General features: G+C 47.7%; 11 protein-coding genes. 8 read left to right on the forward strand and 3 right to left on the reverse strand.

The features are described from left to right. Positions 1–126: 126 nt before the first annotated feature. Positions 127–2,457 (forward strand): alpha-xylosidase, encoded by a 2,331-nt coding sequence (gene yicI, locus OB236_RS17350; RefSeq protein ID WP_262685131.1) that lies wholly within the window; start codon positions 127–129, stop codon positions 2,455–2,457. 135 nt (positions 2,458–2,592) lie between these two features. Here yicI and OB236_RS17355 read toward each other — a convergent pair whose 3' ends face one another. Then, entirely contained in the window at positions 2,593–2,850 is a 258-nt protein-coding gene (locus OB236_RS17355; RefSeq protein ID WP_262685132.1) for a GlsB/YeaQ/YmgE family stress response membrane protein, read from the reverse strand. 260 nt (positions 2,851–3,110) lie between these two features. Here OB236_RS17355 and OB236_RS17360 point away from each other — a divergent pair, with 260 nt between their 5' ends. From OB236_RS17360 to OB236_RS17390, 7 genes are all read left to right on the forward strand, one after another. Further along, positions 3,111–3,425 carry an antibiotic biosynthesis monooxygenase family protein gene (locus tag OB236_RS17360; RefSeq protein WP_262685134.1) on the forward strand — a complete coding sequence of 105 codons (315 nt, stop codon included), beginning with the start codon at positions 3,111–3,113 and terminating at the stop codon, positions 3,423–3,425. Between the two features lie 96 nt (positions 3,426–3,521). Continuing rightward, positions 3,522–4,025: a nucleotidyltransferase family protein gene (locus OB236_RS17365; protein ID WP_262685186.1), complete on the forward strand. Its 504-nt coding sequence runs from the start codon at positions 3,522–3,524 to the stop codon at positions 4,023–4,025. 25 nt (positions 4,026–4,050) lie between these two features. Beyond that, positions 4,051–5,661 carry an AraC family transcriptional regulator gene (locus tag OB236_RS17370; protein WP_262685136.1) on the forward strand — a complete coding sequence of 537 codons (1,611 nt, stop codon included), beginning with the start codon at positions 4,051–4,053 and terminating at the stop codon, positions 5,659–5,661. A gap of 164 nt (positions 5,662–5,825) precedes the next feature. Beyond that, on the forward strand, positions 5,826–6,848 hold the full coding sequence (locus tag OB236_RS17375; RefSeq protein WP_262685137.1) for an ABC transporter substrate-binding protein: 1,023 nt from the start codon (positions 5,826–5,828) through the stop codon (positions 6,846–6,848). A 55-nt stretch (positions 6,849–6,903) separates the two neighbouring features. Further along, the gene (locus OB236_RS17380; protein WP_262685138.1) at positions 6,904–7,887 is read left to right on the forward strand and encodes a FecCD family ABC transporter permease; all 984 of its coding nucleotides are present in this window, start codon (positions 6,904–6,906) and stop codon (positions 7,885–7,887) included. Continuing rightward, the gene (locus OB236_RS17385; RefSeq protein ID WP_262685139.1) at positions 7,888–8,874 is read left to right on the forward strand and encodes a FecCD family ABC transporter permease; all 987 of its coding nucleotides are present in this window, start codon (positions 7,888–7,890) and stop codon (positions 8,872–8,874) included. It begins immediately after the preceding gene. A gap of 55 nt (positions 8,875–8,929) precedes the next feature. Then, the gene (locus tag OB236_RS17390; RefSeq protein ID WP_262685140.1) at positions 8,930–9,649 is read left to right on the forward strand and encodes a metallophosphoesterase family protein; all 720 of its coding nucleotides are present in this window, start codon (positions 8,930–8,932) and stop codon (positions 9,647–9,649) included. A gap of 61 nt (positions 9,650–9,710) precedes the next feature. On the opposite strand, the gene OB236_RS17395 is transcribed toward OB236_RS17390, so the two are convergent. Both OB236_RS17395 and OB236_RS17400 read right to left on the reverse strand, forming a co-directional pair. Further along, complete coding sequence (locus OB236_RS17395; RefSeq protein WP_262685141.1) at positions 9,711–10,598, reverse strand: helix-turn-helix domain-containing protein; 888 nt, start codon at positions 10,596–10,598, stop codon at positions 9,711–9,713. A 232-nt stretch (positions 10,599–10,830) separates the two neighbouring features. Then, positions 10,831–11,697: a phytanoyl-CoA dioxygenase family protein gene (locus OB236_RS17400; protein WP_262685142.1), complete on the reverse strand. Its 867-nt coding sequence runs from the start codon at positions 11,695–11,697 to the stop codon at positions 10,831–10,833. Positions 11,698–11,852: the final 155 nt, after the last annotated feature.

The raw sequence follows: 11,852 nt of genomic DNA on the forward strand, positions 1-11,852 counted from the left end.
CTCCATTGAATATCAGGATACTGTTAGTATTCGTCATAATAGTAGAAGAATTCCTTCAATCATATCAATATTATAGAAGTATAGGAAGCTCGATAAATTAGAGTTCAATGTCTGGAGGGGACAATAATGAAGTTTACGGATGGTTATTGGCAAATCAGAGAAGGCGTAGAAGCGCATTATGCGGTAGAGGTGCGCGATATTCGTACAGATGCAGATTCAATTACGGTATATGCGGCAGATAAAAAGGTTCAGCGCAAGGGAGACACCCTGAATAGTCCCTTATTGACGCTGCGTTACAGCTCACCTATCCCTGATGTTATTCGTGTACAGATTGTGCACCATAAAGGCAAGGCAGTGAAGGGGCCAGCGTTTGAGCTCAATACCGGGGAAACGCATGTACAGCTTGAGAATAACGAGCAAGGAGCCAGTCTGTCCAGCGGTAAGCTCAAGGTCGATATTTCCCGAACCGATACGTGGAAAATCGATTACCATTATGCCGAGAAACGCCTAACGGGAAATGGAAACCGCACTTCCGCTTATATGCGGACGCCGGGGAACCGCGCTTATGTACGCGAGCAGCTTGAGCTGGGCATCGGTGAATATATTTATGGCTTGGGCGAAAGGTTCACTCCATTTGTGAAAAATGGCCAAACGGTCGATATCTGGAACGAGGATGGCGGCACGAGCAGCGAGCAGGCTTATAAAAATATCCCTTTTTATTTATCCAACCGCGGCTACGGCGTATTCGTTAACCATCCCGAAAAGGTATCGTTCGAGGTTGCATCGGAAAATGTATCGAAGGTGCAGTTCAGTGTGGAGGGAGAATCGCTTGACTATTTTATTATCGGTGGCGATACGCTCAAGGATGTATTGAACAACTATACGACCTTGACGGGCAAACCTGCATTACCACCAGCGTGGACATTTGGGCTCTGGCTGACGACTTCTTTCACGACCAGCTATGACGAGGAGACGGTCAATCATTTTATCGATGGGATGATCGAGCGTGAGGTGCCCTTGCATGTGTTCCATTTTGACTGCTTCTGGATGAAGGAATACCAATGGTGCGATTTTGAGTGGGATAAGGACGTATTTCCTGATCCAGAGGGCATGTTGAAGCGACTGAAGAGCAAGGGTTTGAAAATCTGTGCATGGATTAATCCGTATATCGCGCAAAAATCAGCCCTGTTCGATGAAGGGATGGAGCAAGGCTATCTGGTGAAGACCAAGGAAGGTGACGTCTGGCAGTGGGATAAGTGGCAGGCGGGCATGGGGCTTGTCGACTTCACCAATCCGGCTGCGGTCAAATGGTATCAGGGTAAGTTGAAACGGCTCGTCGATATGGGCGTGGACAGCTTCAAAACCGATTTCGGTGAGCGGATCCCAACGGATGTCGTTTATTATGACGGCTCTGATCCAATGAAAATGCACAACTATTATACGCAGCTTTATAATAAAGCGACTTTCGAGCTGCTGGAGCAATCACTGGGCAAGCATGAAGCAGCGGTATTTGCCCGTTCGGCGACAGCTGGCGGTCAGCAGTTCCCGGTTCATTGGGGCGGTGATTGCTCTGCGAATTATGCTTCGATGGCAGAGACACTGCGTGGTGGTCTGTCGCTAGGGCTGTGCGGTTTCGGTTTTTGGAGTCATGACATTAGCGGCTTTGAAAAAACGGCTCCACCTGATGTGTACAAACGCTGGGTCGCCTTTGGGCTGCTATCCTCACACAGTCGTTTGCACGGTAATGAATCGTATCGGGTGCCCTGGCTATTCGGGATTGAGGCGGTGGATGTGCTGCGTCATTTTACCCAGCTCAAATGCAGCTTAATGCCGTATTTGTACAGTGCTTCGGTAGAAGCAACGGTCCGAGGCTTGCCCGTGATGCGTGCGATGGTGCTTGAATTTCCTGAGGACCGGGCAGCACATCCACTCGATCTGCAATATATGTTAGGTGAGTCCTTGCTGGTCGCGCCGATCTTCAATGAAACGGGAGATGCTACCTATTATATACCGCGAGGAACCTGGACGAATTATTGGACCGGTGAAAGAAAAGAAGGCGGCAGCTGGATAACCGAGCGTCATGATTATTTCAGTTTACCATTATGGGTCAGACCGAACAGTATGATTGCCGTCGGCAGTAATCATTTGCGTCCGGATTATGATTATGCTGATCATGTTGTTGTACATGCTTTCGAGCTGCAGGATCAGAGCGCGGCAGAAGCAGCCATCTATAGCACACAGGGTGAACTGGAGCTGACCGTTAAGGCTGAACGAACGGGCTCAACGATTCATGTTCAGGTGATCGGTATTCATCATTCAACCAAACCTTGGAGTCTCATTCTGAGAGGGATTACAGAGGTTGACAATGTGTTGGGCGCGGATTGGAAAGCTACGGAGCAAGGCATTCTTGTGACACCAGGAGCAGGTACCTCATCAGCAATTACTATAGAGCTTTAGGCATAAATAAGCAGCTTGTCGAATAGGTATTGCGTATGGAAAGCAGCAGCGCCGTTAACCAGGAATGAATTCCTGACTAACGACGCTGTTTGCTGCGATAATGCTTATGATATACCTAACGGTTTCGCTTATGTTTTAGGTTCGTTTCTTACCCATTGAACGCATAATCAAGCTAACAATGAACACGAGCACGATCGCACCGATAAGCGCGGGTAGTAGAGCAAAACCGCCCATTACAGGTCCCCAGCTTCCGAGCAGCAAACCACCCAGCCATGCACCGACGAAACCTGCAATAATATTTCCAATGATACCACCTGGAATATCTCTACCCATGATGAGACCCGCTAACCAACCGATAATACCACCAACAATTAATGACCATAAAAAGCTCATTGTGTATTCCTCCTTTAATGTATGTTGCTTGACTTACTTGTTTACTTGCTTGCTTTTTATTAACCTTTCCAGATTGGTCTGAAACTATAAGCAGCAAAGCAAATTTTGTCGAATAAAGCTCTAAATCGGTTTGATCTCAAGGAATTGTGGGTAGTTTACACGACGATTTCAACAAATGTGATATGATCATGAATGTACGTATTTGCTTCTACAGTTGGAGAGGCAAATACAGATTTATCAAACAAAGGGAGCGGAATGCGATGATATTGGAGGTTGCTGTTTTACAAGTTAAACCAGGTTTAAGCAATGAATTCGAAAGCAATTTTAGAAAAGCATCCCGAATCATCTCCCAGATGAACGGCTACATCAGCCATGAATTGCAAAAATGTGTAGAAGTGGACAATAAATATATTTTGCAGGTCAAATGGGAGTTGCTGAAGGATCATACGGTAGGCTTCCGAACCTCACCAGCCTATGAGGAATGGAAGGCTTTATTGCATCATTTTTACGATCCATTTCCAGTTGTTGAGCATTATATTGATATTCCGCTGGGTTTAAATGAAGAACCGAATTGACAATGAGGAACTGTGAAAAACATGAATGGAATGGAGCGAAGCTGGTTGTCGAAGTATCATGAGCTGTTTATTGAACTAATATCGGATAACGCTGAAATGATGAACGATCTGTCGGTTGTCCGATCGCTTGAGCTGCCTCATGGGCACATTGCTGCGGGATATGTCCGTAATTATATTTGGGATTATTTGCACGGATACCATACACGGACACCGCTGAATGATATCGATGTGATTTATTATAATAAAGACGAGCTGGACGAAGAGGTCGAGAAAAAGCTGGAACAGCAGCTAAAACAAGCAACAGGAAACCCTCTCTGGTCCGTTAAAAACCAGGCCCGCATGCATATTCAGAACGGAAATAGGCCCTATCTTTCCATACAGGATGCGATTAGCTATTGGCCTGAGACGGCAACGGCTGTTGCGATTACTTTGGAAGCAGATAACCGAATATCCTATGTGTGTCCGCATGGTTTGGATGATATGTTTGAATGCAGGGTGAGGCAAAGCCCGTTGTTCAAGGATGAAGCCTATTATCAAAAGAGAGTGCGCGGCAAGCAGTGGGAAGCCATATGGCCGAAGCTTACGTTTATCGGACTATGACGGAAAACTACATAAGGAGGGCACGATGATCGTACCGAATGATATTTTTTCCCAATTAAATGAGCTGGTCGTTCGTGTCTCCGATGTGGATCACATCCGTCGATCTGAGCCATGGAGCCTGCAGTCGGAGATCCTTTCCTCTTATCAGGTCGTTTTTATACATAGAGGATCTGCAATTTTCAATATGGATGGAATTTCCACTCGTGTGGGACCGGGACATTTGTTATTTTTGGCAAAAGGACAAAAGGTTCAAGCCGCATCCGATTCCGCAGATCCATTGGCGATTTACAGGATCAGATTCAGTTATCAATCACCAATCCGCAAAACAGAAAAGGGGAACCTGTATCGGGAGGATGGTACGACCTTTCCTCTGGAAGGTGAATTTTATATACATAGTCAACCGCAGCTGCTCCATCTGTGCGAGCAGCTTCACCATAGTATGAGCGAATTGGAGCAAGGCCGCAGACACTATCGCCAAACTTGTCTGATACAGGAACTGTTGTACCTGGCTGCTTCAGAAATCGAAACGGGAGAGGAGCAGCAGCTGACGGCCGTAGAGCGGACAGTAGAGTACCTAAATCACAATTACATGCTGCCCATTCAACTCGATGCCTTATCGCGTCTTGCAGGCTTCAGCTCCAGCTACTACTCCCGTTTATTCAAGAAGCTCAAGGGAATCAGTCCAACCGCTTATATGACCATGCTGCGGATGAAGCGCGCGAAGGAGCTTCTGATAATTTCCCAAAGCTCCCTAACCGAAATTTCCAAGCATTTGGGATACAATGATGAATCGTATTTTAGCCGTGTATTCAAGAAGGAAACCGGCTATTCACCTGCCTATTATGTAAAGCTGCACCGCCAAAAAATTGTGATCATGAAGGGTACCTTTAATGGTGATCTGGTCGCACTGGGCGTCATTCCTTATGCATCGGTGCGGGTAGGCAGCAAGGGAGGGCCTTCTTTTGAGGGGAAGCTGGATCATGTACCCCGAATATCTGCGGATGGCAAGGCGTGCAAGGATGCTTTGATTCAGCTGCAGCCAGATATGATTGTATGTGACTCCCAGTGGGCCAAGTACAACAAAGATGCATTTCAGATCGCCCCGACAGCGGTTATACCTTACTGGGATATTCCTTGGCGAGAGAGGTTGAATCAAATTGCGGAGCTGGTAGGCAAGCGGAAGGAAGCGAAAGAATGGCTTCAGAATTACGACAGTCAGGCAGCACTGGCGAGTCGAACGCTCAAAAGCCTCATAGGGGAATCGACGGTCATCATTCTCAGAATCGTCTGCGGCAAGCTGAGAATATATGGAGTTGAGCGGAATATTGGCAGTGTGCTCTATCAGGATCTGAAATTAAATGCGCCTGCTGAGGTGAAGCAGATCAAATGGAGACGAACCATAACGCTAGAGCTGCTGAGTGAATTAAACGCTGACTATATGCTGCTGATGGTATCCTCGCATAAAGCCGATCAGAAGCTGCTGCGCAAGCTGCGAGCCAGTCAGGCGTGGAACAATTTGTCCGCGGTACGACGGGAGCAGTGCCTGGAGATTGAGCTTTATCCGTGGATCGATTACTCGGCGATGAGTCATAAGATGATGATTGATGCAGCAATCGGTTTATTTGTGAAGCCATGATGTCAGAATTGTCCAAGCTATTGAGCAAAAATGTTCATAGATTATTCGCAGCACCCCAGATATAATTTTATAGCGAGCAAATACACAGTCTCATTGATAATGATATTCATTATCTGCATGAAGCCTTGTTAATCATGATGATATCGATATGGGGGAATACTACTTTGTTTACTTTAAGAAAGTCGATGCTGGTTATGAGTATGGTTGGATTAGTGAGTGCATTCGTTCTGTCCGGTTGTGGGTCCACTCCGGCTGCGGGTACCAATAAAGAGAAAACGGGTGCAGCGGCATCTGCAGGCAGTACAGCCAATACGAACACAGCATCAAATCCGGCAGCGAGTCCGTCTGCAACAGAAAAAACGATCAAGCATGTATGGGGAGAAACGAAATTCAAAGAGGTTCCTCAAAAAATAGTTGTTCTCGATTTTGCCTATGTGGATATGGTAACAGCGCTTGATGTGAAGCCTGTAGCTTCTGTCGGTATTGGCGATTCCGGTTTTCCTGAATATTTGAATGGCAAGTTCAGTCCGCAAAATGTGGCGAATGCCGGTCAGGCCAAGCAGCCCAACCTGGAAATCATTAAGTCTGTGAAGCCTGATCTTATTATTGCGAGCCCGAACCGTCATGAAATGATCAAAAAACAGCTTGCCGAAATTGCTCCGACCGTCGCGTTGGATGATGGCAGCTATCAGTCGATTCTTGCTAACTTTACTTCACTGGCTGATGTACTTGGCAAGAAGGAGCAAGCGGACAAAGTCGTGAAAAGCATTGAAGGCAAGATCAAATCGGGTAAGGAAAAATTGACGAACAAGCCAAGCGTGCTCGTTGTTGGTGCGTTCGAGGATGATTCGACCGTATGGCTCAAAACCTCCTTCATTGGCTCATTGCTGAGCGAAGTAGGCACTAATTACTTGTTCGAAGGCAAAAAGGATTTGTCTGCTGCTGAAAGTAAAACAGACATTGCCAAGATCAATCTGGAGCGTTTGAACGAATACAACCCGGACTACCTGTTTCTATACGGAGAACCGAAAAAATGGGACAACAATCCACTCTATAAAAACTTAAAAGCGGTTAAAGAGAAAAAGGCACTTGAGGTTAGCCGTGATCTTTGGTCCAAAGGACGCGGGCCACTCGCTGCCGAGCTGATTCTGGATCAAGCTATACAAACCATGGCAGGCGGAAAATAAGATCAGGGGGTAGTTCACTGTGAATCGGCTGCAATCGAGCAGGAAGGGGCGGACTATGTCTGTCCCTTTTCTGTGTATCGGATTAATGACCCTGATGATGGTAGTTGGCATTATTGCCCTCACATCAGGTGTCAAAGGATTGGGTTGGCATAATCTCTCGGAATTGATGAGTCTGGAGCCATCCAATCTGCTTGTGTATAAGGTTTGGTACGTACGGCTGCCGCGTGCCGTGCTGGCTGTTATTGTGGGGGGCGGGCTGGCCGTAGCCGGATGCCTGCTGCAGGGGATCACACGGAATCCCTTGTCAGATCCCGAAATTATGGGGATTAATCAGGGTGCTGTGTTTTTTGTCGTGGCATCCCTGGCCTGGTTTGGATTGAAGGATGTAACGGCTACCATTCTGATAGCCGCCTTCCTGGGTGCGGCGGTTGGGGGTAGCATCGTCTATGGTTTGTCCCAGGTTTCTGGCTACACGGCCATAAGGCTGCTGCTGGCCGGGGTATCGGTCTCATTGTTCATGGGCGCGTTAACGACAGGACTTATTATTTTACATGATGAACGCTTGTCGGAAATTTTGTATTGGATGGCAGGCAAGCTGTCCGGGACGAACTGGACAGATATACAGTTAAGCTTGATCAGCATCGTTCCAGCTATGATTGCCAGTATGTTTCTGGCCAATCAATTCAACATATTCGTGCTTGGGGAGGATGCGGCGCGGGGGCTTGGACAGCACATTGTCTGGGTGCGCCGCGCAGCCTTTATTCTGGTTATTGTGCTTGTAGGGGGATCAGTTGCCTTGTGTGGGCCAATTGGATTCGTCGGATTGATGATCCCTCATATCGTTAGAGCGTGGGTTGGAACGGATTATCGGATATTGATCCCGATCTCGGCGCTGACAGGTGCCTGCCTTCTGCTGGTGGCTGATACAGCCGGACAGTGGATTCTGTACCCTACTGATACACCTGTAGGTATTATAACGGCGCTGCTCGGTACCCCGTTTTTTCTGTATTTGATGCGCCGCAAAAGGGAGGAGGGTTAAATGCTGAAGTTGAATCCTCTGCGGAGATTTATCATTACCATGATCGCAGGCTGCTTGCTGCTGCTGATCTTTGCTGTATTATCATTACGTCTTGGCGCCGTAGAAATTCCCTTCGAGCAGTTAATGGAGGAGCTGATCGCGCATTCTGGTGTGGTATACGATTATCGGATGCCACGTTTGCTCATTGCGATGCTGATCGGCATCAATATGTCATTATCCGGGTCGATCCTGCAAGGAGTGGCACGGAATCCGTTAGCCGCACCCGATTTGATGGGAATTACAGCAGGTGGAGGTCTCGTTACCGTGCTGATGATTCTGGCTGTGCCGAATTATTCGGCTGCTTCACTGCCGCTGTTCGCTTTTACCGGGGCGGTGTGCGCCAGTATGCTGGTATACGGTTTGGCTTACAAAAATGGAATTAGGCCGGAGCGCCTCATCCTCTGTGGAGTAGCCGTTAGCGGCGGTCTGCATGCATTGATTACACTGCTTGTTGTGAAATTTGCTCCGTCTGCGGCTCAGGCATTGATTTGGCTAAAAGGAAGCCTGTATGCCCGTTCCTGGGAGCATGTCGATATGATATGGCCGTGGACAGTGATTGGCGTCCTATTGGCGCTGATGAGTAGCCGGTATTTGAATACGTTGCTGTTAAGTGAAGAGACCGTTCGTGGGCTCGGAATGCGTATCGAAACGGCGCGGCTGTTCCTGATTGCCGTTGCTGTAGCTTTGGCGGCGAGTGTAGTTGCAGTCGCTGGTGCTATAGGCTTTATCGGCTTGATCATCCCGCATCTGGCCCGTCTGCTGGTAGGTTCGAATTTCCGATATGTCCTGCCGGTTTCCGCTTTGCTTGGTGCTGTACTGGTGAGCGCCGCCGATACGGTCGGGCGCATTATTATGCCACCGGTAGAAATCCCTGTCGGGATTATGATATCTTTGATTGGAGCCCCGTATTTCCTGTATTTGCTGCTGCGCATAAAGAAAAGGGTTTAACGATAGGCGCTGCCTGCAGGGGCTACATTGACGGTCGGATGAGAGGAGCGAACCCATGACGCAACGAACACTGGTGATCAGCGATATTCATGGCTGCTACGAGCCATTTAATCAGCTTTTGGATTTGATGAGCTACGAGCCCAAGGTGGACCAATTAATATTGCTTGGGGATTATGTCGATCGCGGTCCGCACAGCAAAGAGGTAGTCGAGCAGATTAGGAAGATGGTTCAGGATGATGACGTGATTGCGCTGCGTGGAAACCATGATCAGCGGTTCATCGATATCGTCCGGAATCAGGATCATCTGGTTAACTCCAAATTTGTTGACCATGGCGGTAAACAAACGATGATGAGTTATCTGAACATCGACACAATCGATTATGCAATGATCCATGAAGAGCTGGAGACGTTCAAGCAGTTGGTTCGCGCTGATCATGCGGCACATGTAGCCTTTCTGGAGAGCTTGCCCTATTATTACGAGGGACCTGCTCATATCTTCGTTCATGCGGGACTGGACCCGAAATATGTGGATTGGAAGAATCAGCCAACCCGAGAATTTATGTATATTAAGGACCCCTTTTTCAAAAACAAAACGGTGGTCAATAAAGTCGTGGTATTCGGACATACGAAAACGAAAGATATTCAAGGAACGCCGGACATTTGGTTTGGTGGCGACAAGATTGGTGTAGACGGTGGCTGTGCGTTCGGCATGCAGCTGAATGGCCTGGAGATCACAGATACCGACACGTATCGTACATTCAAGGTTCAGGCATAGACTATTAGCGCTGTTCTTGGCGTGCTTGTACACGTTTCTGTAGCTTGCATGAATTCGTTGTCTATGAGTCCCTTTGTTCCTTTCCTCCGTGTGGCCTGGAGGCAACGCCCTTGAACTTGAAGTCGGAGGGGGGGCGGCCATATTGCTCCTTAAACTGTCGACTGAACAAATAAATATTGCCATAGCCAAGCGCCTCTGCAACCTGGGAAACATTCATAGAGGTCTCCTGCAAGAGATGGAGCGCCCGTTCCAGCCTTGCCTCAGTCATATAATGCTTCAAGGACATCCCCATATTTCGCTTGAACAGCTTGTTCAAATATTCAGGGGACATGCTGACTTGGTCAGCCAGCTCCTGATGACTGATCCGGTAACCCGGCACATCCTTGATAAGGGCAACGACACGCGAAAGCAGTTGTCCGTGCTTATCCTCCCTCAGTCGGGTTTCCGGAACATTCGCCTGGCTGCGGAGCAGTTGAAACCACAGCTGCTTCATAATCAGATCAAACTCCAATTCTTTCCACACGAATTTCCGTTCTTCCAGCTCCATAATCCGATTCAGCATCGTTTCAAAAGCATACGTTTCCGTGATAACGGTATGCCGCTCAGGTATATACGCACGGCTTGCATCTTCTTCATCGGGAGGGGCGTATTGAAAGTGAATAAATATGACCTGCAGCCGATCCTCGGACAGCTGTGTCGCTTGAGGACTGTCCCCAGGGCGAACGAGAAAGCAGCTGCCCTTACGGATTGGATAAGACTGTCCTTGAATACGCATTTCGCCTCTGCCTGAAAGTGCATACCACAAATCATAGTCATGCAAAGGCGGTGGATTCCAGTTCCAGCCTTCCTCACAGCGTGCTTTTCCACTATTACCAGATCGGGTAAAAATAATTTGTTCTTGAAGCTTGTTGATATCCATGGAATCTCCGCCATCCCGTCCAAGGTTCATTGTAGAATCGTTCTCCACTTATTATAGCAAAATGTTAGGCGACATGACTGCTTATGACGCTAAGCCTGCATGTTATTGACGACATCGAGGCAGATGAGTAACGCGAACTCAGTTCTTCAGCATAAAGAAGCCTCCCAAACCACGTCTACTCTGTGATTTAGGAGGCTTTGTGCTTTGTAGTTATTCAAATCATTCCATTGATATTGAATGTGTCAGACTCACTATTGTCCACTCAGCACTCGGCTTTGGTCATCTCATTCGTAAACCAGCGTTTGTATTCCTTCGGGGACATCTTGACAGCCGTTTCAGGTGCATAATGAAATTGCAGGGAGCGTCTGCGTTTCTCCGAGAAATTCGGTGGTGTACCGTGAAGCGTCATCCCGTGAAATATAAGAACACCGCCGGGTGCAAGCGGAACGATGACATCCTGCTCAACCCGTACACTGGTGTCGCACACCTGCCAATCACGAACGGCATAATGGGGAACCGGACCTTCCATATGTGAGCGCGGGATCACGTGCATACAGCCGTTATCGGCTCCTGCAGGGTCAAGTGCAATCCATACGCCTATGACCGGTTTCTCATAAGTCAGATTGCCGTAGGCCATATCCTGATGCCAAGGCTTCTCGGCGCCGCCATGTGGAGGTTTCAATATTCCCTGCTGCTGCACAAGCTTAGGGGTGTCAGTGAATAGGCTGCTCAGCAATTGCATCATACCCTCATGGTAGGCAAGATGATGCAGACGCGGATCATGCTCGACAAAACGTTCGATTTTGCGAATCGCCAGCTCCTTCTCAAAGTCATTTTTCAGTTGATCGCGCGGCTTGACGAACTGCAGTTGGGGTCCCTTCACACGCTCCAAAATAATGTCCATGATTGCTTCGAGCGATGTGTTGACTTCTTCCTGATTGAAAACGTTATCAACTACCATATAACCCTGCTTCCAAAAATCGGCAATGTCAGCCTCGGTTACATTTGCCAGCGAATCGATATGATTGGTTGCGGGATTGTCATAACGATACATTGTGGCATTGATACGTTCAGCAAGTGCGACTTCTTCTTCTGTTGCATAATTATAAAGCGCTGGTACGGTTTCCATGTCGCTCACCTCTTATTTGTATTTGATAGTTGTATCTTAGCACCTGCGCATGTCCGCTTTGAATGCATTGAAACTGATAATCTTTATACTGAAACGGACAAATGAAATAAACTCAAAAATTTGCAAGGTGATTTGTACCGATTTGCAAGATTTTT

The organism is Paenibacillus baimaensis (genome assembly GCF_025567575.1).